The following is a 26,801-nucleotide window of genomic DNA, read 5'->3' as shown; positions in this document are numbered from 1 at the left end:
GCATGTCGATTTCGTGATCATCGACGGGCTCGCGGGTAATTCAAGGCGGACTTCGAGCGGCGCGTGCGCTCCTGCACGGCAGGAGGATGGGAGGTCGGCTCCGCTGGATCTGGCAAGGAGCGAGGATGTCGGCCGGGAGCGAGCGTGGGGCGAGGGAGGGCACCCCGCCGGAACGACACCCCGCCTCGCGAGGGACCGGCGGCGAGCCCTTCCCGTGCGAGCGGTTTCTGCTAGACTCATGTTGTATGTCGATGGTCGACACCTCGCCGCAAGCGGACGCACGCTACCACGAGCTGCTCCGGCGCATGCCTCCGGAAAAGCGGCTCGAGGCTGCGATGCGGCTGAGCCCCTGCCGATGGTGACGAAGATCGATATCTTCGCTCTCGGGCCGAGCCTCTACGATGATGTCGAGTTCAGTCGCCGGCGAAGAGTCAAGGTCCGCGCCAGCGGAGAGGAGCTGGTTGTCAAGGCTCCGGAAGATACCATCCTCCGGAAGCATGAAGGCTTCCCAGACCGTGAGGGCACGTTCCTGCACCCCACCGTTCGTGCGACCTACTCTTCAAAGCGACCCGTGGCGTCACGATCGCGGTCATATCGTCTCGTGAGTGGAAACGGCGGCAACCAGGACTCGCGACGAACGATCCAGCTTTCGTAGGTTGGCATCAGTTGATCTGGGGCATCCAGGGATCCCAGGTTCACTTCGATTTCGTCTGCGGTGCGCGCAAAAATAGACGAGCCGCAGCGGGAACAGAAGAACCGCCCGGCGTAGTCGCGGGTTTCGCCATCGATCGTCACCGCGTCCTGAGGGAACACCGCAGAAGCGTGGAAAAGGGCTCCATGATGCTTGCGGCAGTCGAGGCAGTGACAGAGGCCGACCCGGTATGGGAGTCCCGACGCCACAATTCGCACGTTGCCGCACAGGCAACCGCCGGTGAATCGGTCCATGCTGCGTCTCCTCTAACATCAAGCGGTCGGAATGGTTCCAACGTACGGCACTGCCATTGCTATTGCTCTGAAGCTCAGCCGGTGAAGGCAGGCTCGGGAAGATTCGCTGCATCAGCGACGCTTGGATCCATCTGAGGATACTGTGTCCTCGAGGCCGCCGCTGCGGCCGACGATTCCGCTTGCGCTCGGATCAGCTCGGGCTCTGTGACGCGATGAGCGATCGCAGCCAGTCGTCCGAGGCCTTGCGGTACTCGGGGATGCGGCTCCGCTCGGCCGCGGCGAGCGCCTCCTTCAGCCGAGGCGCGTCGAGGTCGTGGATGTAGCCGGGGGTACCCGGCTGCTGCCGCCACGAGTCCTCGAGGCCGCCCGCGTCGACCGCATCGAAGCCGAGCTCGTCGACGAGGCGCATGACCTTCGCCCGCGCTTCCGGCGGATCCCCCGCGATCGGGAGCGCGACGCGCCCCGGCGTGCCCTTCGGCTTGCCCTTCGCGAGCAGGCTCTCGAAGTAGATGTTGTTGAACGCCTTGACCACTGGCCGCCCGATCTGCTCGGCGACCCACGCGCTCTCGACCTGCCCCGCCTCGATGGCCGGGATGCTGCCGTCGCGGACCGGGTAGTAGTTGTTGGTGTCGATCACGACCACATCGGCGGGCACGCCGGCGAAGAGATCGTTCGGCAGGTCCACGACCGCGCGCTGGGGGATCGTAACGACCACGATCTCGCCGCCGCGCGCGGCCTCCGCGGCCGTGACGGGGGTGGCCCCGGTCTCGGCGGCAAGCTCGCGGAGCGTGTCCGGCCCGCGCGAGTTCGCGATCACGACCTGGTGACCGAGCTTCCCCAACAGCTTCGCCAGCGACCCGCCGATCGAGCCGGCGCCGATGATTCCGATCTGCATTCGTCACTCCTTCGAGCCGAGCCGCCCGCGATCGAGCGCGGACGCCGGCGGTCCAGGTGCATCGCCTGACGCAGACGGGCGATCGCTCGCTGAATGGTCGGTCCGCCTTGAACTCCGACCCACCCCCACGTGCCGCCCCAACGCATCGTGCAAAGGCAGCGTATCCGACGGCTGCCCCACCTTGTCAAGCAGACCAACGCAGGACCGTGCGGTATCTACACCGGACGAAGGCGCGAGCGGGCCCTCGATGCCCTATCCCTCCGAAGCGAAGAAGTGCCCCTGCAACGGCGCGGCCGATCAGCGGCGGGGCTGTTCAGGTTGCCGCAGCTTGCCGAGCTCTCCACCACGCGGGACGACGTCCGAAGCTCCGGCAAAACACGCGCCGACGATGAGCCACGTGGAGAAGCGCGCGGATGGCCGCGGGCTGTCGAGGTACGGACACCGGGGACTGGCTTTCAGGTGCCGGCGGGACGCATGCGCGGCCGGCCGCGCTTGATCTCCTCTTCGCCCGCGCCCTCACCCGCTCTCGGAGGTGGCCCCGATGAGCCCGGTGGGCCGCGTCCCCGTCGGCGCCCCCGCCGAGACGGCGGCCGAGCTCCCGACGACAACGCAGACGAGCACGTGGCGCGTGCGCCGCGCGTCGGGCCATTGATGGTCGCGCGCCGCGCGTCGAGCGCACGGGCATGCCGATGAGAGGCGCACGCGTGGCGCGCCGCTGGACGCGAACGATGACGCAGGCGAGTATGCAGTTGGTACGTGTGCCGGTCGACGGGCCATCGAGCGTCGTGCCTGAGGCAAGGCATGATCGCCGAGGGAGGGCAGAAGACTGCCCCGCGAACCTCGACGACCGTCCCGGCGTCGGTGTTCTATTGACGGTGGGCCGCCGGATGGAGAAGCTCGCACCATGAGCTGCGCGCTGATCGTCGGTGACCTCCAGGTCGGGATTCTCGACAACTACCCGTTCACGAAGGCCGTGGTGCCGCCGGTGACCGAGCTGCTGCCGCGAGCCCGCGCAGCCGGGGTGCTGGTCGTGTTCGTGCGTACCGCGTTTCGGGCCAACGGCGCGGACTTGGCGGGTGAGGTCTTCGCGGCCTTCCACCGGGCCGGCAACCTGTTCCACGAGGGTTCGCCGGGTACGGAGGTCGCGCTGGAGGTCACCGCGGACGACGTCGTCGTGCTCAAGCGGCGCACGAGCGCGTTCGCAGGAACGGATCTCGATCTGGTGCTCCGCGCCCGCGGCGTGGACTCGCTCGCGCTCACTGGTGTCGCGACGAGCGCCATGGTCGCGGCCACGCTGTACGATGCGTCGGACCGGGGCTACGAGCTGACCGTGCTCCGCGACGGGTGCGCCGACCCGGACCCGGCGGTGCACGAGCTCCTCGTCAACACCGTCTTTCCCAGCAGGGGAGCGGAAATCGTTACGTGCGCGCAGTGGCCAGCTCGTGGTGCGCGTACGGCTCCCCGTTGAACGGCTCGACCTCGCGGTAGCCCGCGGCGCGGTACAGGCCGATTGCCTCGCTCAGCACGCGGCAGATTTCCAGCCCTGCGCTCGTAGCGCCGGGTCGTAGAGCCTACGCGTCTCGTGGGCTAGGAGCGCGGAGGTAAAAAGGGTTTACCTCCTCATCGAGCGCTTCAAGCTCCTCCGAGCTCGACATGTGATTGAGTTGCATGAGGACCGCCCGCGCGGCATCTTGCAACCCGAGGGGCGGTGCTTCGGTGCCGTCCCATGCCTCGCAGAGCGCTCGGAAGCTCTCCAGGCGCTCGAGCAGCGCTCGCCACCATGCGCGCGTCTCCGGGTGATTCCGGCGAGCCAGGTTCAGGGCTCCTGAGACAACTTGCGCCACCCGGGCAGCGCGCTTCGAGGCGTCATCAGCGTCCATGGCGAGTCCCTCGATCACTTGGGTCGACAGAGCTGAATCCAGGGGACCATGCTGCTTCCGATGGCGGGTTTCAGTGTGATGGCAGCGCCGACAACGTCAGCAGCGTCGTCGCAGGGCGTCGTACACGCTCGCACGCCGGACAATATTGAACGGCTGCTCGGTGCGCTGCGTGAGCTCGATGCCGTCTACCGGGGAGAAGCTCACCCGACCCAAGGATCAGGTCATGCTACAGGTGCTCCGCGCCACGCTCGACGAACGGAGACGGAGCTGAGCACGGTCGGGTCACGGCGCCTCGGGCGTGACGTCCTTCAGGTGGAGCGCCGCCCGCCGAGAGCGAGCCCATGCGCGACGAACGAAGCCCCCTTGCGGCTCGCGCGCGGCGGGGCTCTGCTCGCCGCATGTCCGACCTCAAATTCTATTACGCCCCCATGACGAGCGCAGACCGGGTGCACTGGGCGCTCGAGGAGCTCGGCGTCCCCTACGAGAAGGTCAAGCTCGACCTCGCGGCGGGAGATCAGCGCAAGCCCGAGTACCTCGCGCTCAACCCGAACGGCAAGGTCCCGCTGCTGGTCGCGGAGGGGAAGCCGATCTTCGAGGGGCTCGCGATCCTGCTCTACCTCGGCGAGCGCTTCGGCGTGGACAAGGGCCTCTTCCCGCCGCACATCGCCGATCGCGCCGAGGCGTTCAAGTGGATGGCCTGGGGCAACGTCACGCTGTTCGAGGCGACGACGCGGCTCCTGCGCAACACCCTCGAGCGCTTCCCCGCCGACGAGCGCAACCCCAAGGTCGCCGAGGGCGCGAAGCAGGACCTCGCGAACGGGATCGGGATCCTCGACCGCGCGCTCGAGGGCAAGGAGTACCTCGTGGGCAACCAGTTCTCGCTCGCCGACGTGTCGCTCGTGACGGCGCTGCCGTTCCTGGCCCGCTTCGGCGTGGACCTCTCGCCTTTCGCGAACGTGAACGCGTGGATCGCCCGCTGCACGAGCCGGCCTGCGGCCAAGCGCGTCAGGCCGGGCTGAAGTCTCGCCCTGGCCGCCCAGCCGCGCTGGCGGCTATCTCATGAGCTTCATGAGCGCCAGCCGCGGCGGCGGCCACCCCGACGCCCAGGCCGACTGGATGAACTGCTGGCTGCTCGACAGGCTGCGCGAACGTCCGCTCCGGACGACGTGTATCCGGAATACCGGATGCTCCCCTGCTGCGTCAGCACCAGGCGCGTGCTGCGCGTGTGCTGCTGGAGCAGCAGGCAGCGGGCGGCGCGGCGACGAGGCCGTCGCCATGGGCCTGCTCCGGCTCGGGAGCGTGGCTTGCAGGGCGCCCGCGCGGCAGCACCACCCGACTCGGCACGGCGGACGAACGCGCCGATCGACCGGCCGCTCGCCTCGGTCCGCGTGATGACACCTTCGCCGCCTCTCCCCCAGCGTTATCTCCTCGGCTTCATGGTGCTCGGCCTGCTCGCGGGCTCGAGCAACGGCGTGGCCAAGGTGGTCCTGCCGCTGTATGCCGCCTCGCTCCACGCCTCCCCCTGGCAGATCGGCCTTGTCGGCGGCCTGCAGTTCACCGGCATGCTGCTGCTCTCGATGCCGGTCGGAGGCTTGATCGACCGCCACGGCAGCCGGCCGCTGTTCCGCTTCGGCGGCCTCGCGGGCGCGGCGCTGTACCTGTTCGGCTTCACCCACATGGATCGGCCCTGGCAGCTCATCGCGGGCGTGGTCCTCTTCGGGCTGCTCAACCCGTTTCGCATGGTCGCGACCCAGACCGAGTTTCTTCACCTGCTTCCTCGCCTCGGCCCGCGCAAGGCAGGCTGGCAGCGCGCGTCCCACTCGCTCGGCATGTTCTTCGTGGGCCCGATGCTCGGCGCGCAGCTCCTCGGCCTGCTCGGCTACACCGGCGTGTTCGTGGTGACCGGCCTCGGGCTGCTGGCGACGGTCTTCGTCGGCGATCGCGTGCTCTCCGGGGCTCCCCCCGGCCGCGGGCGCTCGGCCACGCCGCTCCTCGAGCGCCTGCGCGGACAGGTCGGAATCATCCTGTCTCGCCGCGAGCTGCGCCAGAGCATGCTCATCGAGCTGTGTGGTCAGATGGCGATGTCCTACTTCGCCGTGTTCGTTGTGTTGATCGGGATCCGCGAGTTTCACCTCTCGGTGCCCCAGGCCGCGAGCCTGGTGACCCTCCAGGGCGCCGTGTTCGTGCTGACCTTGCTCCTCGCCGGGGGCGCCCTGTCGCCGCTGCGCGACGCTGCCCGCTACGCGATCGCCTTCTCGCTGCTGCTCGCGACCGAGCTCCTGCTCGCTTTCCCCCTCGGCGTCGCGTCGCTGTGGATCGGGGCGGTTTTGCTCGGGCTCGGGCTGGGCGTGCAGCACCTCACGAGCGTCAATCGCTTCGCGGCGCTCACCGCCGAGCTCGGCCGCGGCCGGGTGGGCGGCCTGTTCTCGCTCTCGGGACCGGCCGGGGGCCTGATCGGCGCGGTGGCGGGCGGCTCGCTCGGCCAGCGCTTCGGCCTGTTCAGCGGCTTTCGCGTGCTCGCGGCGCTCTATGCGGTGCTGATGGTGTGGCACGGGCGCGGCGTCCTGACCGAGAACGCCCAGCCCGTCGCGCTCGCCGAGGGCGAGCCCGAGTGACCGCAGCAGCTACGCCAGCTCACGCAAGAACGACAGGACCACCTCTCCCAGGCGCTCGGGTTGTTGAAACGGAAGGCCGTGGCCGGCGTCCTGTACCTGTTCGATTCGTACGCGTGGGTTGAGACCCCGCAGCTCCGTTGCCATCTCGAGCGTGACGACGGGGCTGTCGTCACCGATGACGAGCAGGCTCGGGACGTCAATCGCGCTCACCACGTCGCGGTACGCGGGGTTGGGCGGCGTGAGAACGTCGAACGCGTCCATCCGGGTCTTCAGCCTCGCCTCGGCTTGCAGCTCGATGATCTCGAGCGAGCGACGCGGGTCTCGGGCTCGGGCCTTCGCAACGAGGTCGGACTTCTGCAAGGCGAGGGCCTGGCGGTGTTGATCGGCGACGTCGCTGGCGTGCACCTCGCGCTGGCGCTCGGGGCTCAAGAACGTCGGGTCGACAAGGATGAGGCCGCGGATGACCCCCGCCCCTCGGCTCGCCACCACCGCGGCGGTCATGCCGCCCATCGAGTGGCCAAGCAGGACCGGACGAGAGAGCGAAAGGCCGCGGATGAGGCCCACGACGTCGCTCGCGTGATCGTCGTACCGGTATCCGTGGTCCGGCGCGCTCGAGCCGCCGTGCCCTCGGGCGTCGGGCATGACGACGTCGAATTCACCTTCGAGCGCCCGCGCCAGGGGAGTCCAGCAGGCGCCGCTCCCCATCAATCCATGGAGCAGGACGACGGGAACCTTGGCGCCTCCCGTTCGGAGGTAGTGGATGGTGATGCCGTTCGTTTCGCAGACTCCGCTGATCCAGGTCGTCATGGAACTGTCCCTGCCTGCCGCAGCTTCGCACGTGGGATGTCTCCCGTCGCCCATTCGACAGCCCTCGCCAGCAGGACTACGCCTTGCGTACTGGGTAGCGCAGGTGTGTGACGCCGACGCCCGCGATCACCGTCGGGTTGCCAAGGACGGCTGGCGTGCGGGCGAGGTGGTCAAAGAGTCGAACTCCGGAGCCAAGAAGAACCGCCGCGATGTCGACGTGGATTTCGTCGAGGAGCCCAGCATTCAGGCACTGCTGGATGGTGTCGGCGCCGTGGACCCCGACGGACTTCCCGGCCGCGGCCGTCTTGGCCTGGTTCACGGCGCTCTCGATGCCGTCGGTCACGAAGTGGACAGTCGAGTTGGGTCGCGGCCATCCGGCGGGGATGTGGTGGGTAAGCACGAATGCTGGTCCCCAAGCGTGATTTCCGCCCCAGCCTTGGGCGAAGTCGAAAGTGCGTCGACCGGTGAGCATGGCACCAAGGCCGGACGTGAGACCGCGAAGGTGCTCGGCGCTTGGCTCGGACACCTTGAACGTCATGGGATCCGACCCTCCGGTATGGATCTCGACGTCCCCCGAATTGGCGTACCAGTCGAACACCTCGGCCACGCCATCGTTGAGGTCGGCGACGTAACCGTCGAGCGACATGGACATGATTGCGACGACCTTCGACATTGCGATGCTCCTCTGGAGGGTGGAGGCTGCGTTCAGGGGATAGGAAAGAGTACCATGAAAATCGACACTGCGACGCATTGGCGGGCGGACGCGGCTTCCGCTGCGCGTCGGTGTGCGCAGCGCACCCGCGCGTCGGTCAGCAAGCCCTCGTTGGGCGGAGCGCCGTGTCAGTCGTCCGGCACGGGGATCCTCTCGGAGTCCCACTCGAAGAAGCCCCGTGCACGGATGGTGCGGTCCGCCAGGGCTCGCGCTGCGAGCTGGCGCTCCTCGAGCGTGGAGACCCCGAAGAAGCGACGCGCCACCTCGGCGACTTCACGGTCGCTGCGTTCGACCTCAAGGAGCAGGTTCTTGTTCCCTGGCACCGTCCCGCGCTCGGCGCGGAGGTGGTACCGGAGCATCGCCATGACCGCCTCACCGAGCAACGCGCTGGCCATGGCGGGATCGCGCTCCACGATGTCCTCGCCGTCTTCCAGGAGTGTCGCCGCTGAATAACGAGCGAACGCGTCCTCATCCGGAGTGAGCTCGGCGCGCTTCTTCAGCCACTCGGCGGCCTCCGCTCGGAGGGCATCGATCGCTTGGCCGCCGAACACAGGGAAGCCGGTGGCAATCATGTGCGCCGCGGAGGGGCGACCGAGCTCGTGCTCGCTGGCGAAGTACGCTCGAATTGCGCGTGCCGGGTTGACGAAGATCTCGACCGGAACGTCGCCGAACCACCGCTGTAGGCGCTGCTTGTACGGACGCTCCTGGACAACGAAGATGTCGAGATCACTGCTTCGATCACCTGCGCCGCGGACGACCGACCCCGCGGCGACGATCGCCCGCGGCTCGAAGGCCTCGAATACAAACGCGACGACCGCGCGGAGCGCTGTTGAATACCTCGGCGGGAGGTCGGGACAGCTGCACATGGCAAGTTTGTCGGGGCTCATTGGGTTCTCCGAGGTCGTCTCATCTGCCTGCCCAACGACCTGCGGCTCAGCCGCGCCGCGTGGCGGCGTCGGCCGCTGCCGCTGGTTGGGCAGCTGCGGAGCCGGATCTCTGGACACGGGGAGGCACATCAGCACCAATGGCACGTTTGGCGAAGATCGCAGCCGAGGCATCGCTCGGCGAGCGCCGTGAAGTCGGGCACAGCGAATGGAAGACCTCCCTCGCGCGAGAACAGGTCTTCGAAGAGCTGGGCAGGCGGAAAAACGTAGTTGCCAAAGGTGATGCTCACCCATGATCGAGCGGCAGCGATTCCGGCGATCTCCATGTGCCCGGCCTTGTATGGGTAATTGGCGGTAGCATACGGCGGAACGTCCACGAGATCCATGCGCGCTCCGAATTCGAGCGCCGCGTTCTCGGAGGAGCGGTCGGCGGACATCGACACGGGCACCTGGGTACGATGGCATGTGATCGCGACGTAGTAGACGTCGTCGAACTGCGCTTGCGTCATGTCGAGCCGCGCCCCGTCTTGAAGCGCTTCGAGCGCAAGCAGAGGCGGTCGCTTCGGTCGGAATTCGCTCCAAACCGTGGCTTGAACGTTGTCATCATTCTCCAGGGAATGACAGAGCTCCTCCGCTGAGTGGGGACGCAGCCACGATCCCGGATGGCGCCCGCGGCCCTTGCCGGCCTTGGGCATCCCGCGCGACACAGTGAACACGAAGGACCCGACGGGCTCGGGGTCCGTCCGCACAAACCGCTCGGGGTTCTTCCCGACGAACCCAGCACTCATTGCGGCTTCGAGAAACGCCGTCATCGCCTCCGCCTTGAAGGCCAAGCTCCGATCGAGCGGGACGAGCAGATGAGAATAAACCATGCTCATGGATTGCCTCGCGGTCCTGGGAGCCCTCCGTGAACGAGTCGCCACGTATCCGTGGAGGGCGACCGGTACGACGAAGCTGAGGCTCGAAAATAGTCATTGGCAGAATGCCCAACATCGCAATCAGCTGTGCTGCGCGACATATCTTCGCGTTTTTGCCGTGGTACCCGATCACCGTATTCATCGCCGCCCCCACGCATCGTGGGAAATTAGCGTATCCGACGGCTGCACCACCTTGTCAAGGAGACCAGCGCAGGACCGTGCGGGCTCTACACCGGACGAAGGCGCGGCTCGTGCCGACGGCGGCGAGCGGCGCGCCCGCGTTCGCGCAGTACCGCCCCGCGCTGGAGGGCGGCTACCGGGCCTGGGCGATCCATCTGCTCGACATCGCAGGGGACCGCATCGCCAGCGTGACGTCCTTCCTGGACACCGAGAAGCTCTTCCCGCGGTTCGGCCTGCCGCTCGATCTTCCTTCCTGCGTGGCCGCGGCGCTCTCCCGGCGTCACCGCAGGCGCCGTTCCGGCAGGGCCGCGGCCGCCCTTCCGGCGCGTCCGCCGGGCCGGGCGCCCGGTCAGGGGCGGCGCGGCGATTTTTTTCAGGCGACCGATGATTCCTGGCGGGGCCGGGGGTCTACGGGGTGAATCCCAGCACGGAGGCACCCATGACCGCGATCGTCACCAGCATCCATCATCGTGACCAGGATCTCACCACCGCGCCCCGGGCCGAGGCGCCGACCAGCGTCGCAGCGCCCGGCGCGGCGTCCAGGCGAGCGCAGTGGGCGGGACGCGTCCTGAGCGGGCTGGGCGTGCTGTTCCTGACGTTCGACGCCGCGGTGAAGGTGCTGCAGCTGTTCCCCGCGGATGCAGCCACGGCCCAGCTCGGATTCCCGGTCAGCCTCGTCCCCACCCTCGGCTACCTTCAGATCGCTTGTCTGGTGACGTACCTGATCCCGCGCACCGCGGTGCTCGGCGCGGTTCTGTGGACCGGTTACCTGGGCGGCGCGATCGCGATCCACGTGCGGGTCGGGAGCCCGCTCTTCAGCCACACGCTCTTTCCGATCTACATCGCCGCGCTCCTCTGGGCGGGGCTCTGGCTGCGCGACCGCCGCGCGCGCGCGCTGCTCGCGAGCCCGGCGTCGCTCGACCGATGAGCTTCACATGGGCTTCCCGCCTCTCGGCGTTCATGGTCAGATCGGGCCGCGGCCAGCCCGCCTCTCGAACCATGGATCGCGAGCAAGGAGACCACCGATGATCAAGGTCTACAACTTCGCGCGCGGGGCCCGCGGCCTGCGCGTGATGTGGCAGTGCGAAGAGATGGGTTTGCCCTACCAGGTCGAGATGGTCTCGTTTCCGCCGAGCGAAGCCTACCTCGCGCTGCACCCGCTCGGCACCGTGCCGTTCCTCGAGGATGAGGGCGGCGTGGCGATCCACGAGTCCGTCGCGATGATGCTCTACGTGGCGCAGCACTACGGGCCCACGCCCCTCCTGCCCGGCAAGGGCGATCCGGCGCTCGCGCGCGTGCTGCAAATGGCCGTGTTCGGCGAAGCGACCCTCGGGGCAGCCGTCAATGCGCTGCTGACAGCACATTTCGGCGCGCCGGAGGCGGACAAGCGCAACTGGTCGGTCCGCGCGCACGAGGCAAGCGTCGAGAAGGCCTTGCGCTTCACGGCCGACATGCTCGGCAACATGCCTTTTCTCGCCGGCGAGGGCCTCACGCTCGCCGACATCTCCGTGAGCACCGCGATCGGAATCTATCGCGGCGCGCTCGGCAAGACGCTGCCCGACGAGCTCGTCACCTACCAGGAGCGGATCGCCGCGCGGCCGGAGTACCAGCGCGCGCGCGCGAGGTGCCGCGAGCTCCGGAGCGACGGAGGAGCGCCATCATGAATCGATCGTGGCCCGCGGTGGTCAAGTCGTTGATCTTCGTCCTCGCGGCAGCGCACGCCGCGTGCGGCGACGCCGGCGTGGATCCGGGCGGGGCAGGGGGCTCGCGCCCGGAGTCGCCCCAGAGCTCGGGCACGCCGGCGTCGACGTCCACCTCATCGGCGTCCGCCTCATCGACGTCCGCCGGCGGGGGCCCCGGCGTCTGGATCCCGGCGCTCGATACGTCGTGGCACTGGATGATCGACCACCCCCTGGACCTGGACGACCCCAGGGACATGGGCCTGGTCGATCCCACGGGAGCGCCCATCGAGTCGCCGCCTCCCACGGTCTACGACCTCGACTGGGAGTTCACGCCGGCCGAGACGGTGGCCGCGCTGCACGCGAAGGGCGCCAAGGTCATCTGCTACGTCGACGTCGGCGCGTTCGAGGACTACCGGCCAGACGCCGGCGCCTTCCCGGAGTCGGTCAAAGGCAACCCGGACTACCACTGGGAGGGCTCGTTCTGGCTCGACATCCGGCAGATCGATGTCCTCAGGCCGATCATGCTGGCCCGGTTCCAGGTCTGCAAGGACAAGGGCTTCGACGCCATCGAGCCCGACGAGGTCGACGGTTACGCCAACGACTCCGGGTTCCCCCTCCGCTATGAAGACCAGCTCGCCTACAACGTGTTCATCGCGGATCTCGCCCACTCGCTGGGCATGTCCGTGGGGCTCAAGGGCGACATCGAGCAGGCGGCGGACCTGTGGCCGTACTTCGACTGGACGCTGAACGAGCAGTGCTTCGAGTATGAAGAGTGCGAGATCCTCGTCGATTCCTTCCTGGCGAACGGCAAGGCCGTGTTCGAGGTGGAGTACGACGATCCGTTCTCCGGTCACATGACCGACAGGTCGCTCTTCTGCGAACAGGCGAACGCCTGGGGCTTCAACAGCATGGAGATGCCGCTCGACCTCGACGGTGGCCGGTGGCCCTGCCGGTGACCCGCGGCCTTCCGAGCGCCCGCATCATCGCCTCGTCGGCGAGCGGGACGTAGGCCTCGAATCCCGAGGTCCACTGGACCTCTTCCTCGCGCCCCCCGCCGCGCGGCCGCGCGCGCGGGGGCCGTCGCGGAGCGCGGCGATGACGAGCTCCCGGAAGCAGCGGGCGCCCTCGTCCTCGTGGGTCCGCTCGTGCCAGACGAGCTGCATGCGGAAGACGAGCGCGGCCACGGGCGGCTCGAGGAGGGTGAGCGGCGCGAGGCGCGCGAGCGCCTCGGCGATGCGGCGCGGCATGGCGGCGACGAGGTCGGTGTTCGCGGCGATGACCGCGGCGGCGGAGAAGGTCGGGACGGCGGCGGCGATCTCGCGGTGCAGCCCCTGGGCCGCGAGCGCCTCCACGGCGGCGCGGTTGCCGATGCCGCCGCGCCCGAGCGCGATGTGGATGTCGATGTGGCGCAGCGAGTTGAACGCCTCGCGCGTGAGCCGGCGGCGGGCGCACGGGTGACCGCGGCGGACCACGAACACGCTGTCCTGCTCGAAGAGGTCCGCGGCGTGGTGGCCCGGCGGGAGCGGGTGCGCGGGCGCGATGGTCGCGTCGACGTCGCCGCCGCCGAGCCCCCCGGTCGCCTCGAGGTGGTCGACGCTCACGACGCGGAGGGTCGCGCGCGGCATCTCGGCCGCGGCCGCGCGCGCGATGGCCGGCAGGCTGCAGATCTGGTCGAGGTCCGAGAGCGCGAGCGTGAACGCGCGCGTGGTCGCCCGCGGGTCGAACGCGCGATCCCCCTCGATCGCGCCCGTGATCTCGCCGAACGCGGCCCGGAGCCGCGGCGCGATCTGCTGCGCGCGGGGCGTGGGGACGAGGCCGCGCCCGCTGCGCACGACGAGCGGGTCGCCGAGCTGCGCGCGCAGCCGCGCGAGCGAGTTGCTCACGGCCGACGGCGTCACGCGGAGCCGCCGCGCCGCCCGCGCCGCGCTCCGCTCCTCGAGCACCGCGTGCAGGACGAGCAGCAGGTTGAGATCGAGCGTCGACAAGTTCACGAACGGTGACGATTACCATCACGAATCATCACTGGCAATGAGCGTAAGTCCCACCCATGCTGGCCCGGAATCGAGGTTGGAGGAGGCGAGATGACACAGCGAGGTGTGCGGCAGGTGGTGGTCGTCGGCGGGGGCATCGCGGGCCCGGTTCTCGGGATGTTCCTTCAGCGGATCGGCGTGGAGGCGACGATCTTCGAGGCGCGCGCGGCCCCTCTGGAGCAGGAGGGCGCGTTCCTGGGCGTCGCGCCGAACGGGATGAACGTGCTCGCGGATCTGGGCATCGCGCGCGCGGTGCAGGCGCGGGGCGCGGTGTGCGACGGGATCCGGTTCGAGAACGCCCGCGGGCGGCGCATCGGCGTGATCGATCAGCGCGACGCGGCGCGCCGGTTCGGCGCGGGGCTCGTGATGATCCGGCGCGGCGCGCTTCACGCGGCGCTCGCGGAGGAGGCGGCCCGGCGGGGCGTCGCGATCCGGTACGGCATGCGGCTCGAGGGGGTGGACCGCTCGGATCCGCGCGAGGTCGTGGCGCGCTTCGAGGGCGGCGGCGAGGCGCGCGGCGACGTGCTCATCGGGTGCGACGGCGTCCGATCGCGAACGCGGGCGGCGGCGCTGCCCGGCGCGCCGGCGCCGGGATACACCGGCCTCATCGATTTCGGCGGCTTCGCGCGCTGCCCCGGCGCGCCGCTCCAGCCTGGCTGGAGCGTGATGGTCTTTGGCCGGCGCGCGTTCTTCGGCGCGTTCGCGGCGCCGGAAGGCGAGGTCTGGTGGTTCCACAACAGCGGGGAGCCCGCGCCGGAGGGCGCCGCCGCGCAGGGGCCGCTCCGCGAGCGCATCCTCGCGCTCCACGAGGGCGATCCAGGCTGGATCGCGGACGTGGTGCGCGCGACGCCCGAGGTGCTCGGTCCGTGGCTGCTGCACGACATCCTGACGATGCCGCGCTGGCACGCCGGCCGGGTCTGCCTGATCGGCGACGCGGCGCACGCGGCGACGCCGCACGCCGGCCAGGGCGCCTCGCTGGCCATGGAGGACGGGATGCTCCTCGCGAGGTGCCTGCGGGACGAGCCCGAGCCGGAGCGAGCGTTCGCGGCGTTCGAGCGGCTGCGGCGGCCGCGGGTCGAGGCGATCGTCCGCCAGGCGCGCCGCAACGGCAGCCGCAAGGCGGTCTCGGGGCCTGTCGCGGGGTGGCTCCGCGACAGGGCGCTGCCGCTGTTCTTGCGGATCGGCGCCGCCGCGCAGGAGCGCGCGCACGCCTACCGGATCGACTGGGAAGAGCGGGTCGCGTAGCCGGGGAGAGGGCGGCGGCGCGTACCCCTCCCGGGGAGAGGGCGGCGGCGCGTACCCCTCGACGTGGGCGCGCTCGAATCAGCGCCCGAGCGCCCGCGCGGTGATGCGCGCGAACACCGGCCCCGCCACCTTGCCGCCCGTCGCGTCCTCCGCGGCGACCACCGCGCCGACGAGGATGACGAAACGCGGCTGCTCGGCCGGCGCGACCCCGATGAAGCTCGCGTAATTACGCGGCTCGCCCGCCGCCGATTGCTCGTCCGTGGTGCCGGTCTTCCCGGCGACCCGCACCCCTTGCACACGCGCCGCTTTGCCCGTCGCCTGCTCGTCGCTCACGGCGCGCTCCAGCATGCCCATCACCGCCCGCGCCGTCTCCGGGCGGAGCACGCGCTCGTTCTCCACGTGGTGCTCGAAGCGGACGCTGCCGTCCGCGCCCCGGGCGCGCCGGGCGAGCGTCGGCGCATTGAACACGCCGTCATTGGCGATCGCGGCATAAGCGGCGGCCATCTGAAGCGGGCTGGCCATCGCGCCGCCATGGCCCGATGCCAGGGCCACGCCGCGGAGCGAGCCGTCCGCGATGACCGGAGGGACCTCGCCGACCGGCGCGCCCCGGAGCTGGATGCGCATCGCCTCGCCGAAATGAAAGCGCCGGAGCCAGCGCCCGAGCGCCTCGCCGCCCAGCTTGTCGAAGATCCGCGAGGCCCCGATGTTCGACGAGCGCGCGAGGATCTGCGGCACGTCGAGCCACTCGTTCGGGCTCGCGTCGCGCAGGATTTCCTTGCCATAGCTCCGCGCTCCCTTGTCGCAGAAGAACCGGTCGGTCACCGCAATGGCCCCCTCGTCGAGCGCGGCCGCGACGGTGAGCGACTTGATGGTCGAGCCGCTGATGCGCGGCGCCGCGGCGGTGCTCGGATCATGGATGGCCAGCACCTCGCCGGTCCTTGGATCGAGCACGATCGCCGTGGCGGCGACAGGGCGCCATTCGTCCGCCATCCGCTTCATCTCTTCATCGACGATCGCCTGGATGTCGCGATCGATCGTGAGCTCCAGGCGATCGGCCGGGGCGCCCAGCACGGAGGCGATCTCCGCGGTCAGGTGGGCCAGAGAAACCGGCGTGGAGCTAGCAGCGGCGGAGGTGGAGGTCGGAACGGACGCGCCCGCCGGTGCAGGAGCGACCGGCTCCGACTTCCCGGACGGATTGGCCGGATTGGCCGTCACAGCCGCGGCAGGTCCTTCCTTGCCGGCGGTGACGCACGCCATCACCCCGAGCAGCGCCGCAGCCGACGCGGTGATTGCAACGCCCCGCGCCGCCGACGTGCGCAGAGACCCCGCCCGCGGTCGCACGATGGCCTCGACCCGCGCCAAGAGCTGCGAGGGCTCCGCCATCCCGAGCGCTCCGCCCGGCACCTCACGAAGCCGCGCGGCGCTCGTCGCAATGGCCAGCAGGTGCTCGGCATATTCGGTCGGCCGCGCCCCGCTCTCCAGGACCCGCTCGTCCGCCGACAGCTCGCGCTCCATGCGAAGCCTGCGCGCCGCGAGCCACACCAGCGGGTTGAACCAGTGCATTGCACAGGCGAGCTGCCCAACGATCTGGGCAAGACAATCGCGCTGCCGAACGTGCGCCAGCTCGTGCAACAGCACGGCCCGCCAGCGCGCCGGGCTCCACTCGATCGCCTCTCGCGGCACCAGCACCACCGCCGAAAAGACCCCGGTCACCGCCGGCACATCGATCTCGGAGCTGACGCACACGCGGGCGTTCATGCGCGCTTCGCCGAGCGTCGCCGTGATCCCCGGAAGCGAGAGCGGGGTTGCGCGCCGGGCGATCCCACGCGCCTTGGCGAGGCCATGGGCCAGGCGAGCGAGCACCGCAAATGCCCCGAGCGCCCACACGGCAAGGAGCACCGGGCCCCACGGAAAGGACTGCTTTGCCGGGGCGACGGGCGTGGACGGAGCCTGCGCCACGGCGTGGGAGACAGGCTCGACGGAGGGCGGGGCAATGGCATCCCCGATGGGCTCGGCGAATGGTCTACTCGCGTCCGCGACGCCAAGCTCGGCGACCGGCAGCACGCGCCACGCCGGAACGAGCCGCGAGGCGACCGGCACCAGCGCCGCGGCCGCGAGCCCGAGCACCAGCACGAGCCGGCGTGTGGAGGCCGGCGCGCGGCGGAGCAGCGGCATCACGGCGAGGGCGAGCCCGAGGAGCACGGTGCCCCGCGCGGCATCGACGAGGAACGGCAGCGGGCTCATCTCGATCGGGCTCATCTCAACCCCCTTCTTTCTTGGCGCGCTCGATCACCTGGGCGATGCGATCCAGCTCTTCCCGCGATAACTTGGACTTCGACGTGTCGACCAGCGCGGTGACCGCTTGCTCGACCGAGCCTCCAAAGAACGTCCGCACGACCTGCGCCAGCGCGCTCCTGCGAGCCTCGCTCGGGGCCGCGACCGGCGTGTAGACGTAGCGTTGCCCTTCCTCCACGTGCTTGACGTGCCCGCGCTCCTCCAGCAGGCGCAGCAGCGCGCGGACCGCCGAGTAGCTCGGCGGATCCTCGAGGTTGTCCTTCACCTCGTGCGCGGTCGCGCGCCGCAGGCGGTACAAAATGTCCATGATCTCGCGCTCTCGGCGCGTGAGCGGCGGCTTCGGCATGACGTCCATCCGTAGCCTGGTGCTAAGAAATTAGCAAGCAACGCATGCTAAATTCTTAGCACGTGCGATCCGCTCGGCGACTCGCGGGCTATCCGCTGGCCTGGACGCCATAGAGGGGGAGGGCGAGCGCCGTCGAGGCCCTCCGGCCCTTGCGACCGGCGAGCCCCGTGCGCGCCAGCCATGGTGTCACCCGGAGCGCCTGATTCCGGATCCACAGCGCTCGCGATGTGGCGGGGATCAGGCTGGCCGCGCCGCCGCCGGCGAGCGACTGGTTCACCTCGACGAACGGCCTCATGACGCGCTCGTACGAGGCGAAGGCGGCGCCGGGGTCGGAATGGGTCGCCAGCTCCCCCGCCAGGACATACGCGCCGACCATGGCGGTGCTCGTCCCTTGGCCTGACAAGAACGACGGAGCGTGGGCCGCGTCTCCCGCCAGGGCGACCCTTCCCTTCGACCATCGAGGCATGTGGATCTGGCTGACGACGTCGAAGAAGACATCGGTGGCCTCCTGCAGAGCGGCGAGCATCCGCGGCACTTCCCAGCGGGCGCCGGCGAAGACGCTGGCGGTCAACCTCCGCTGCGCCTCGATGTCGGCGAACTCCGAGAAGGGAGGCTGGGGACGGGCGAAGGTCAGGAAGGCGTGCAGGCGATCGCTGTCGCCGGCCGCGAACAGCACGGCCGCCTTCCCGGGCGTGTTGCTGATGAACGCCTCGTGAGAGAGCCCGAGGGTGTTGGGGATGGTGAAACCTGCAAAGCAGTAACCGAGGTAACGGTGGTACTGCGCCTCGGGCCCGAAGGTGAGCCGGCGAGTGTTCGAATGCAATCCGTCAGCGCCGATGACCATGTCGAAGGGGCGTTGCAGGCCGCTCTGGAAGTGCACATCGACGCCGCCGCCGTGGTCGTTCAAGGTGGCGATGGAGTCACCGAAGCGGAATTCGACGCCATCTCGGACGGCGTCGTAAAGCACCGTCGTGAGCTCTCCGCGAGGCAGCTCCAGATCCCGGCCTTCCTTGCCGCCGGTGAGCGCCTCGGGCCGGATCGACCCGATAAGCGCGCCGTCGCCATCGACGAACGTGATTTTGCGTGAGTCGATGTGCGCGGCTGCGATGCGCGACAACACGCCCATGCGCTTCACGACGTCGATCGCGGTGCCCCGGATGTCGATGGGGTAGCCGCCGCTTCGCACAGCGCCAGCCTTCTCCACCACCGTGACCTGGAAGCCGTACCTGTGAAGCCAGTACGCGAGCACGGGGCCGGCGATGCTCGCGCCGGAGATCAGGATCTTCTTGTTCCGCGAAGTCGCCATGTGTCCGCCTTCCTTCGGTGTGAGCTCGCAGCGGCGGAGGGCGCATCCGCGAGAGATCGGCGCGACCCGCCCGCTGCCACGAGGCAGGGCAAGCAGCTGCCGACCGCGGTCCACTCGGCCCATGGAGCTCTGACGTCGACTACACTACACGGTGTAGTGTACAAAGGCCAGGGCAAAATGAGGCCGAAATGGGCTATACCTGGAGGTGCATGTCCTCCACTGGCGCACAAAAGGCTCTTCGTGAAGGGTCCGCGCAAAAGCGATCCGCCATTCTCGTGGCGGCCCGGGAGTTGTTCCTGGCCGACGGGTTCGACCGCTCGAGCGTCGATGCCGTCGCCGCGCGCGCCGGCGTCTCCAAGAGGACGGTGTATGACTACTTTGGCGACAAGCAGGCTCTCTTGCTGGCCGTCGTCGAGTCCGCAGGTGACCTGCTCATGGCGGCGATCCGACGGGCTATCGACGACACCTTGACGCACGTCACGGACCTGGAGCACGCCTTGATCACCTTCTCGGCGCGGATCGTGACCGAGATGCTCGGCTCGGTGGACTACCTTGCCCTCATGCGACTGGTCACGATGGAGTCCGTTCAGCTGTCTCAGCTGCGCGATCGCGACCACTGGATGATGAACGCTCCGGAGGAGGCGATCGCGGAGCGGTTCGCGGAATTTGCGCGTGCAGGGCTGCTCGACGCGCCGAACCCCCGGCTGGCGGCCGATCATTTCATCGCGCTGACGTTCTTGCTCGCCGTCAACGCGTTCGGACCGGCGATCGCCACGAGTGACGCGCGCAGGCGAGAGATCCTCGTCGAGGGGGTGCGCGCATTCCTTCGTGCCTACGCGCCCAGCCGCCCGGCCCAGCTTCGACCCCGCGTGTAGCGCAGGCGGCCCCGGCGGTGCGGCTAACTAAGGGGTCCTGGCGCAACGCGACCCGATGTTGCCTCGGTGCTCGGGGTAGTAGACGTGGCGGGTGGCTGACCGCAGGGTCGGGGCGAGGTCGTCGTTGCTGCCGCTCCGGAAGGCCCGGTAGGAGCCCGCTGTGACGGCGGCGCAGTCATGACATGGCATCGGGTACTGGACCGGATCCCAGTCCAGCGTCCATTCCCACGCGTTCCCGCCGAGGTCGGACTGCCCCCACTTCCCGTCGCCTCTCGGCGACGTCGAGCCGACGTTCCGCAGGCTGCATGTGCCGCCGCAGTAGACCGCGTAGCTGTCATCGATCGTCGTGGAGGTCGCTGGCTTCGACCACGGATAGTACCTGTGCTCGCTGCCCCCGGAGGCCGCGTAGTTCCACTCCGCCTCTGTCGCCAGCCGTCCGCCGTCCCACGCACAGAACGCGAACGCCGTGTACCAGTCCAGGCAGTTGATGGGCTTATTTTCGTCGCTCCCCGCCGTGTCCGTCCAGCTCTGGTGCACGAAGCACTTCAGGGCGTCTTTCAGGGCAGCCGTGCTCGGCGGCAGCTTGGTATTCCACGCCGAGCTCCAGCCAGACCCTGGGATCTTTGGATGGGCGCCCGCGCCATCCCCAGGCGGGCTGGCCTGCGTGCCCATGCCTGCGTTCATGAACGCCCGGAACCGGCCCACGGTGATCTCGTATCTGTCGAGGTAGAAGTCGCTCACCGTCGCCGGGTAGCTCCGGTCCAGATAGTCCACGCCGTCGTAGCTTCGAGCGAACGTTCCGCCGGGGACCAGCGAGCTCTCGCAGCAGTCCTCGTTCTCCGATGGCCCGCAGGTCGCCGGCAGCCCGGCGCAACTTGGCGCCGTTCCAGCCCAGGCGCCCGCGTGGCCGCCCCTTCGATCCCCCGCGATCGTCTCGTCCGCCGCGATCCTCTCCTCGTTTCCGCAGGTGCAACCTGCCGAGAGCAGCAGCCCGAAGAATGCGATGCAGACGGTGTGGCGAGGAGGGGCAAGCGAAATCATAGGTCACTCACGATGGTCAGCTCCTGCTCTCCTCCGGAGCGCGCGCCACCACGCGTGGCGCGCGCCCGTCGACATCGCAGCTCGGTCTCGCTGGGCCTGTGCTCCGATCAGCCCCCGAAGAACGCCTTCGCCTGCTCTCCCAGCACGTTCTCGCCCTTCGGGCTGCTGGCGTGGCAGCCGTCGCTGACCTCGCCCGCGTCGTTGTTGAGGATGAACTTCCCGAGGTAGCTCATGTTCTCGTTGATGGTCGCGTCCTTGGCCAGCTCCTGTGCCTTCATGTCCGTCCAATCGGCGCCGCCCGCTCCCGCGATGAAGCAATCGTGCCCTGCATTGTAGACCGGCTGGCCCACGATGTAGATATGCGTGCCCGGGTTGACGTGCTGGCGCGCCGCGTTGACCATGTCGCGGAGCTCCTTGTCGGTCGCCCGCTGCGACAGGATGCAGATCTGGACCATGATGGCTTTGACGACGTCCTTCCCGCCGATCGACTGCATCTTCCGGTCGAAGAGCTGCCAGGAAGAGCTGTTCGGGTTGGTCCAGTTCTGGACCACCATGGCGCCCGTTTGATAGTTGTCCGCGTTCCACATGACCTTGCCGCCGACGCGCTTGTAGCCAGTGCCGATGTTGTTGGCCATCGAGCAGCCGGTGTACGCAACCGAGTTCTCGCCTGTCGGAGGCAGGCCGTCATCCCCGCCGCCCGTCCCGGGATCGCCCCCCGTGCTCGTGCTGCTCACCGACGCCGGTCCGCTCGGGTCTGCGCCGCCGGTGCCGCCTCCGCCGGTGCCGGAAGCGCCGCTGGTACTGCCGCTCGGGGCTCCTCCCGCTCCGGTCGTCCCCGTTGTCGCTCCGGCAGAGCTGGAGCTTCCAGCAGCTGGCCCCCCGCTCGTCGAGCTCTCGGTCGTGGAAGCGCCGGTGCCCGTCGTCCCTCCGGTTGCTGTGCTCTCCGACTCCGAACCGTCGTTCGGGTCAACTTCGGAAGCGCAAGCTCCGAGGCTGAGCACGGCCATCCCAAGAGCGCAACGGACCACCAATCGGGAGGAAAGAACAGGATAATTCATCGTCGTCACCTTCTGTTAGGGGGCGCTGGTCAGGACCTGCGGAGACTCTCGGCTCGCGTCCGACCCTCCTTGTTCTATTGCCGCTGCGACCCGCGTGAATAGACGGCGAGATCGCCGTCACCCCCCTTGGACAGATTTGTCATCCCCGCTCGTCGACTTGGAGAGCCATCACGATGCCCACTCTCCGAGGGGAGCGTCACCGAAAAGTTCCGTTCGGTCTGACCTGGCGTCTGTGCCAGTTTGCGACGTCATGGGGCCAGCTCGGGACACGTGCCCCGCGTAGCTGTCCGGCGAGCGCTCGACCAGAGCCGAGCTCATCGCGCACGCCCTCGAGCGCGAGTCGCTCACCCCGGAGACCCGAGGCCGAGCGGCTCGATGAGTCCGCGGCTCCGCAGCGTCGCTATCTCAGGTCCATCCTCCACGTAGGGAAGCGGCTTCCGTCACCACACTACAGCCCCCTGCGGGCCCCCCATGGTCCGCCGCTCGTCGCCCCTCCCCACGCCCGGGGGGTGTCGGGTTTGTCACTCCCCCCGCTGCCCTCTGTGGCGTTACTCTGTGGCGCGCAACGAGGCTTCTCGTCGATACTTATCAATTTATGACGGTAGAGCTGATTCATGCCATCGTTCGTCAGACCACCGTCCTCATCGCCCAGCTGGCGACCTCGGGCGGCTGGCGTGCCCCTCTGGCCCAGCTCGCAGACCAGGTGTTCCAGGACCTGGTCACCGAGCTCGAGCGGCAAGGGGTCAGCCGCAAGGTGGGCGCCGACATGTTCGGCATGGGGCTCCGGACCTATCAGCGCCGGGTCCGGCGAATCACGGAGAGCTCGGTCGAGCGCGGCCGTTCGCTCTGGGAGGCCGTGCTGGACCACATCCGCCGCCGGGGGATCACGCCGCGGGCCGAGATCTTGAGGGCGTTCGCCGGCGAGGATGACGTCCTGCTCCGCGGGGTGCTCTTCGACCTCTGCGAGAGCCGCCTGATCTTCCAGGCGGGGCAGGGGGCCCAGGTGGTGTATCGCGCGGTGTCCGACGACGAGCTGGGCGCGCTGCGCGCGCTCCGCTCCGGCGAAGGCGTGGACGAGCTCGTCTGGGCGATCATCTATCGGGAAGGCCCGCTCGTGCGCGACGAGCTGCTGCAGCGGACGCACATCGAGCGCGCGGAGCTCGACGCCGCGCTGGGGCGCCTCGTGGAATCGGCGCGCGTCGAGCGGACCGGGGAGGGCGCGGGCGCGACGTACAGCGCCGGGAGCCTCTACGTGCTGCTGGGCTCGCCTGTGGGGTGGGAGGCGGCGATCTTCGATCACTTCCAGGCGATGGTGAAGACCATCCTGTGCCGGCTGCGCGAGGATCGCTCCGCGCCCGGCCTCGGCGACCGCGTCGGGGGGAGCACCTATACCCTCGACCTGTGGCCCGGTCATCCGCACGAACAGCGGGCTTACGAGACGCTGGGGCGCCTGCGTGCCCAGCTGGTCGAGCTGCGCGAGCAGGTCGAGGCCTTCAACGCGGCGCACGAGAGGCCGGACAGGTACACGCAGGTCGTTCTGTACATCGGACAGTGCTTGATCCAGCAGGACAGCGGGGGCGGCGATGAGATCTAGGGTGATCGTGACGGCGTGCCTCATCGCGAGCATGACGGGCGGGGCGCTCCTCGGCTCGGCCTGCAGGGACATCGGGCCTCAGACCGGGAGCGAGACCAACTTTCTCAGGAGCTGTGATGCCAGCTGCGCGGACGGTCTCTCCTGCATCTGCGGCGTCTGCACGCGCGCCTGCTCGGTCGCCCGCGAGTGTACGGCGCTCGTCTTCGGCGCCGAGTGCGTGGCCGTGGCGCAGCGGCCTACCGAGGCGGCCTGCGACGCGGCCGAGAGCGCTGCGTTCTGCGATATCTCCTGCAGCGGCGACGCCGACTGCGAGCCGCTCGGCGCGCCGTTCCGCTGCCAGGGCGGCTTCTGCCGGACGCCCGGCGATGGCGAGACGGCGACCGCCTGCCCGGCGACCACGCTTTCGCCCGGCGACAACGAGCGCACGGTGACGGTCGGGGACACCACCCGAAGCTACGTCGTTCGCCTCCCCGCGAGCTACACGGGCGCGAGCGCCATGCCGCTGGTGCTCGATTACCATACGCTGGGCGGGACCCCGGCGGAGGAGGCCGAGGCCTCGGGGTACCGCGAGCTCGCCGAGGCCGAGGGGTTCATCGTCGCGTGGCCGCAGGGCATCGACGGCGCGTGGAACATCGGTCCGTGTTGCACGACGTCGCGCGACGTCGACGACGTGGGGTTCGCGCGCGCCCTGGTCCAGGAGGTCCAGAAGGAGGCGTGTGTCGACGTCAAGCGGGTCTATGCCGTCGGCGTCGCGAACGGCGGCGGGATGGCCTACCACCTGGCCTGCAACGCCGCGGACGTCGTTGCCGCGGTCGCTCCCAGCGCGTTCGACCTTCTGGCGGAGTCGGAGCAGCCCTGCCAGCCGTCGCGGCCTGTGACCGAGATCTCGTTCCGGGGTACCGCGGACTTGCTTGTACCTTACGAGGGCGGGGCCCAGCAGGCGCCGAACGGCGCGAACATCACCTTCCTCGGCGCCGTCGGCACCTTCGAGAGGTGGGCCGAGCTGAACCGATGCACGGGATCACCGGGCCCGGCGGGCAGCGACGGTTGCTCGACGTACTCGAGCTGCGCAAACGGCGCGGAGGTGACGCTGTGCACCACGGAGGGCGGCGGCATGACCTGGGGGAGCCCCGAGATCGGGTGGGCCACGCTGAAGCGGCATTCGCTTCCTTGAGACGGAGGCGGCCACCGACTCCGACGCCGGCCGGCCACCCCGCGTCGGCGCTCACCACCAGCCGATGTCCTGGATGACGGTGCCGGCGTCGCCGTACCGCACGATCGCGCGGTTCTGACGGATCTCATAGGACTTCGGCGAGCTGTCGACGATGTCCTGATCGAAGGTGTGGCACTCGAGCTTGTAGGTGCCCTCGCCCTGCATCAGCGCGCCCTTCAGCTTGATGTACGTCTCGTTGTGGCGGCTCCTGAGCCGCAGGATCGCCTCCTGGGTGGCGTCGATGAGCAGCTCGAGGTGGACCGTCTTCTCCCGCTTCGGGTGCGACGCGTCGAACGCGAGGTTGACGATGACGCCGGCGTCGAGCAGCGCCTCGATATCCGACTTGGAGAACATCTCGAAGACCATGAGCTTTGCCATCGCGCGCTCCTTCCAGGGATGTGCTCGTGGCTATGTACTACGGCGCGCACCCGGGGCCGAGGATCGTCGCGCGGCGTGACGCCGGGGCCCCACGATCGCCCTCGGGCAACGGGGGCAGACCGCCGCGCGCTCCGCGGCCGATCGGCAGAAAATCCCTCCAGATCGCGGTCGAAATGCTGCTCCCGCAGGTCGCATCATGCGATGAAAATAAAAATCAATTGCATCTGCGCCAGCGCGTATGCTAGGTAGGGAGCAAGCACGCTGGAGAGGGAGGAGCAGGGGCGCGGTGTGCCCTGGGGCTGCCTGTCGGATCGCGTTCGTCCGAGGAGGTGGCTTCGCGGGCACCCTGGCGCCTGCGGACGCTCACGTCTGCGCTCTCGATGTGGGGACGTCATGAAAACAGATTTCTTCCAGCTGCGTTGTCGTCGCGCGCGTGGAGGGCGGCGCGGTTTCGGCCGTGTGGAGTCGATGAGACCGAATCGACGGAGATCTGTGCCATGAACGATAGAGACACGCAGAAGCAGTTCATCCTCGAGGGAAAGCTGACGAGAGTGATGTGGGAGCTCTCGTGGCCGGCGGTGCTGGCCATGGTGCTCTACGGGCTCAACGCCTTCCTGGACGCCGTGTTCGTGGGCCAGCTGATGAACAAGAGCGCCCTGGCCGGCGTCGGCATCGCCTACCCCTTGTCCCAGATGACGCTCGGCCTCGGCAGCCTGGTCGGGACGGGCGCGGGCACGGCGCTCAGCATCTACCTGGGCGCCGGCGACAAGAGCAAGCTCCACAGCCTGCTGGGCAGCGTGAACGGGCTGTCGCTGCTCCTCAGCCTGCCTTACACCGTGCTCGCCTACGTGTTCGCGGAGCCGCTGGTGCGCATGATGGGCGGCACCGGGGAGATCCTCGCGTACGGCACCGAGTACTTCAAGGTGACGGCGCTCGGCTCGGTGTTCTGGGTGCACGGCCTGGCCGTGAACATGACGGTGCGCGGCGAAGGCAAGATGAAGACGGCGGCGTGGATGATCTCCCTCGGCCTGCTGGTGGACGTCATCCTGAAGCCGCTGTTCATCCACACGTTCGGCTGGGGCGTGCAAGGCGCGGCGTGGGCCACCAACGCGGCGATGTTCGTGTACTCGGTCGTGGGGCTCCTGTATTTCGCGAGGGGGCGCGCCTCGTTCGACACGGCCTGGCGCACGATCCGCGTCGATCCGGCGATCCGGAAGCAGATCGTCTCCCTGGGCATGCCGGGCATGATCTTGACCATCATGGGCATCGCCCAGAACGTCGTCGTCTACAACGCGGTGTCGGGCCAGGGCACGGAGAACGACGTCGCCTTCTACGCCGCCTGCAACCGCCTCTTCCTGTTCATGCTGACCCCGATGCTCGGGCTGATGCGCGCCTTGCAGCCGGTGGAAGGGATCAACTACGGGGCGCAGCGCTACGTCAGGGTGAAGCGGGCCTTCAACCTCTTCGGGCTCGCCGGGGTCGCGTTCGTCCTGCCGTTCTGGCTCGCGATGATGCTCGCCCCGAACGCGGTCCTCGGCTTCCTGCTGCCGGGGTCCGAGTTCACCGCGCAGCAGCTGCTCGATTTCCGGATCTACATCGTCGTGCTGCCCCTTCTGCCGTATGTCTTCAACGCGCTGGTGCTGTTCCCCTGCCTGGAGAGGGCGAAGCTCGCGAGCGTGGTCGCCCTCCTGAGGCAGGTGGTGCTCTTCATCCCCTTGATGTGGCTCCTCCCGAGGCTCGTCGGGGTGAGCGGGGTCTACTGGGGGACCACGGCGATCGACGTCGCGATGTTCCTCCTCGTGCTCGTCATGGTGAATCGAGAGTTTCGCAGGCTCGACGGGCGCGACGTGGAGACGAGCGCCGCGCTCAGGGAAGCGCCCGCCGGCTGAGCCCGGCCCGGCCT

25 protein-coding genes are annotated in these 26,801 nt (G+C 69.0%); 12 read left to right on the top strand and 13 right to left on the bottom strand.

The genetic code is table 11. The features are described 5' to 3' along the window. Nucleotides 1-552: 552 nt before the first annotated feature. Both WME73_RS41890 and WME73_RS41885 read right to left on the bottom strand, forming a co-directional pair. On the bottom strand, nt 553-945 hold the full coding sequence (locus WME73_RS41890) for a GFA family protein (protein ID WP_437913214.1): 393 nt from the start codon (nt 943-945) through the stop codon (nt 553-555). Nucleotides 946-1,135: 190 nt separating this feature from the next. Next, nucleotides 1,136-1,840, bottom strand: a complete 705-nt coding sequence (locus WME73_RS41885; RefSeq protein ID WP_437853451.1) for an NADPH-dependent F420 reductase — start codon at nt 1,838-1,840, stop codon at nt 1,136-1,138. A gap of 904 nt (nt 1,841-2,744) precedes the next feature. Here WME73_RS41885 and WME73_RS41880 point away from each other — a divergent pair. From WME73_RS41880 to WME73_RS41870, 3 genes are all read left to right on the top strand, one after another. Beyond that, complete coding sequence (locus WME73_RS41880) at nt 2,745-3,308, top strand: cysteine hydrolase family protein (RefSeq protein WP_437741852.1); 564 nt, start codon at nt 2,745-2,747, stop codon at nt 3,306-3,308. A gap of 810 nt (nt 3,309-4,118) precedes the next feature. Further along, nucleotides 4,119-4,739, top strand: a complete 621-nt coding sequence (locus WME73_RS41875) for a glutathione S-transferase family protein (protein WP_437913212.1) — start codon at nt 4,119-4,121, stop codon at nt 4,737-4,739. A 372-nt stretch (nt 4,740-5,111) separates the two neighbouring features. Continuing rightward, complete coding sequence (locus WME73_RS41870) at nt 5,112-6,335, top strand: MFS transporter (RefSeq protein WP_437913211.1); 1,224 nt, start codon at nt 5,112-5,114, stop codon at nt 6,333-6,335. Between the two features lie 9 nt (nt 6,336-6,344). Here WME73_RS41870 and WME73_RS41865 read toward each other — a convergent pair whose 3' ends face one another. The 4 genes from WME73_RS41865 to WME73_RS41850 form a co-directional block, all read right to left on the bottom strand. Beyond that, nucleotides 6,345-7,142, bottom strand: a complete 798-nt coding sequence (locus WME73_RS41865; protein WP_437913210.1) for an alpha/beta fold hydrolase — start codon at nt 7,140-7,142, stop codon at nt 6,345-6,347. Between the two features lie 76 nt (nt 7,143-7,218). After that, complete coding sequence (locus WME73_RS41860) at nt 7,219-7,815, bottom strand: dihydrofolate reductase family protein (RefSeq protein WP_437913209.1); 597 nt, start codon at nt 7,813-7,815, stop codon at nt 7,219-7,221. A 167-nt stretch (nt 7,816-7,982) separates the two neighbouring features. After that, on the bottom strand, nt 7,983-8,741 hold the full coding sequence (locus WME73_RS41855) for a nucleotidyltransferase domain-containing protein (RefSeq protein WP_437913208.1): 759 nt from the start codon (nt 8,739-8,741) through the stop codon (nt 7,983-7,985). Between the two features lie 128 nt (nt 8,742-8,869). Then, nucleotides 8,870-9,616: a hypothetical protein gene (locus WME73_RS41850; RefSeq protein ID WP_437913207.1), complete on the bottom strand. Its 747-nt coding sequence runs from the start codon at nt 9,614-9,616 to the stop codon at nt 8,870-8,872. A 257-nt stretch (nt 9,617-9,873) separates the two neighbouring features. On the opposite strand from WME73_RS41850, the gene WME73_RS41845 reads away from it, so the two are divergent. The 4 genes from WME73_RS41845 (at nt 9,874) to WME73_RS41830 (ending at nt 12,473) form a co-directional block, all read left to right on the top strand. Beyond that, complete coding sequence (locus tag WME73_RS41845; protein ID WP_437913206.1) at nt 9,874-10,254, top strand: hypothetical protein; 381 nt, start codon at nt 9,874-9,876, stop codon at nt 10,252-10,254. A 20-nt stretch (nt 10,255-10,274) separates the two neighbouring features. Then, a complete protein-coding gene (locus tag WME73_RS41840; protein ID WP_437913205.1) occupies nt 10,275-10,763 on the top strand; it encodes a DoxX family protein in 489 nt (162 codons plus the stop codon). A gap of 97 nt (nt 10,764-10,860) precedes the next feature. Beyond that, complete coding sequence (locus tag WME73_RS41835; RefSeq protein ID WP_437741838.1) at nt 10,861-11,499, top strand: glutathione S-transferase family protein; 639 nt, start codon at nt 10,861-10,863, stop codon at nt 11,497-11,499. Continuing rightward, on the top strand, nt 11,496-12,473 hold the full coding sequence (locus tag WME73_RS41830; RefSeq protein WP_437913204.1) for an endo alpha-1,4 polygalactosaminidase: 978 nt from the start codon (nt 11,496-11,498) through the stop codon (nt 12,471-12,473). The genes WME73_RS41835 and WME73_RS41830 overlap by 4 nt, the downstream gene beginning before the upstream one ends. Before the next feature lie 24 nt (nt 12,474-12,497). Here WME73_RS41830 and WME73_RS41825 read toward each other — a convergent pair whose 3' ends face one another. Further along, complete coding sequence (locus tag WME73_RS41825; RefSeq protein WP_437913203.1) at nt 12,498-13,508, bottom strand: LysR family transcriptional regulator; 1,011 nt, start codon at nt 13,506-13,508, stop codon at nt 12,498-12,500. 90 nt (nt 13,509-13,598) lie between these two features. Here WME73_RS41825 and WME73_RS41820 point away from each other — a divergent pair, with 90 nt between their 5' ends. Further along, a complete protein-coding gene (locus tag WME73_RS41820; RefSeq protein WP_437913202.1) occupies nt 13,599-14,792 on the top strand; it encodes an FAD-dependent oxidoreductase in 1,194 nt (397 codons plus the stop codon). A gap of 78 nt (nt 14,793-14,870) precedes the next feature. On the opposite strand, the gene WME73_RS41815 is transcribed toward WME73_RS41820, so the two are convergent. From WME73_RS41815 to WME73_RS41805, 3 genes are all read right to left on the bottom strand, one after another. Continuing rightward, a complete protein-coding gene (locus tag WME73_RS41815; RefSeq protein ID WP_437913201.1) occupies nt 14,871-17,051 on the bottom strand; it encodes a penicillin-binding transpeptidase domain-containing protein in 2,181 nt (726 codons plus the stop codon). A 1-nt stretch (nt 17,052) separates the two neighbouring features. Continuing rightward, entirely contained in the window at nt 17,053-17,433 is a 381-nt protein-coding gene (locus tag WME73_RS41810; protein ID WP_044969989.1) for a BlaI/MecI/CopY family transcriptional regulator, read from the bottom strand. Nucleotides 17,434-17,521: 88 nt separating this feature from the next. Beyond that, a complete protein-coding gene (locus WME73_RS41805) occupies nt 17,522-18,739 on the bottom strand; it encodes an FAD-dependent monooxygenase (protein ID WP_437913200.1) in 1,218 nt (405 codons plus the stop codon). A gap of 209 nt (nt 18,740-18,948) precedes the next feature. On the opposite strand from WME73_RS41805, the gene WME73_RS41800 reads away from it, so the two are divergent. After that, entirely contained in the window at nt 18,949-19,614 is a 666-nt protein-coding gene (locus tag WME73_RS41800) for a TetR/AcrR family transcriptional regulator (protein ID WP_437913199.1), read from the top strand. A gap of 27 nt (nt 19,615-19,641) precedes the next feature. Here the strand turns inward: WME73_RS41800 and WME73_RS41795 are convergent, their stop codons facing one another. Further along, complete coding sequence (locus WME73_RS41795) at nt 19,642-20,655, bottom strand: formylglycine-generating enzyme family protein (protein ID WP_437913198.1); 1,014 nt, start codon at nt 20,653-20,655, stop codon at nt 19,642-19,644. Nucleotides 20,656-20,762: 107 nt separating this feature from the next. Further along, the gene (locus WME73_RS41790; RefSeq protein ID WP_437741830.1) at nt 20,763-21,389 is read right to left on the bottom strand and encodes a hypothetical protein; all 627 of its coding nucleotides are present in this window, start codon (nt 21,387-21,389) and stop codon (nt 20,763-20,765) included. Nucleotides 21,390-22,308: 919 nt separating this feature from the next. Between WME73_RS41790 and WME73_RS41785 the strand changes: the two genes are divergently transcribed. Together WME73_RS41785 and WME73_RS41780 are read left to right on the top strand one after the other, a co-directional pair. Beyond that, a complete protein-coding gene (locus WME73_RS41785) occupies nt 22,309-23,307 on the top strand; it encodes a hypothetical protein (protein WP_437741828.1) in 999 nt (332 codons plus the stop codon). Next, on the top strand, nt 23,297-24,481 hold the full coding sequence (locus WME73_RS41780; protein WP_437913197.1) for an alpha/beta hydrolase family esterase: 1,185 nt from the start codon (nt 23,297-23,299) through the stop codon (nt 24,479-24,481). Before WME73_RS41785 ends, WME73_RS41780 begins: the two co-directional genes overlap by 11 nt. A 51-nt stretch (nt 24,482-24,532) precedes the next feature. On the opposite strand, the gene WME73_RS41775 is transcribed toward WME73_RS41780, so the two are convergent. Beyond that, complete coding sequence (locus tag WME73_RS41775; RefSeq protein ID WP_437741826.1) at nt 24,533-24,898, bottom strand: hypothetical protein; 366 nt, start codon at nt 24,896-24,898, stop codon at nt 24,533-24,535. A 497-nt stretch (nt 24,899-25,395) separates the two neighbouring features. Between WME73_RS41775 and WME73_RS41770 the strand changes: the two genes are divergently transcribed. Then, nucleotides 25,396-26,787 (top strand): MATE family efflux transporter, encoded by a 1,392-nt coding sequence (locus WME73_RS41770; RefSeq protein ID WP_437913196.1) that lies wholly within the window; start codon nt 25,396-25,398, stop codon nt 26,785-26,787. The last annotated feature ends 14 nt before the right edge of the window (nt 26,788-26,801 follow it).

The organism is Sorangium sp. So ce302, assembly GCF_051530145.1.
In the GTDB taxonomy this organism is placed as follows: Bacteria; Myxococcota_A; Polyangia; order Polyangiales; family Polyangiaceae; genus Sorangium; species Sorangium cellulosum_B.
This window is presented reverse-complemented; position numbering and strand designations above follow the sequence as displayed.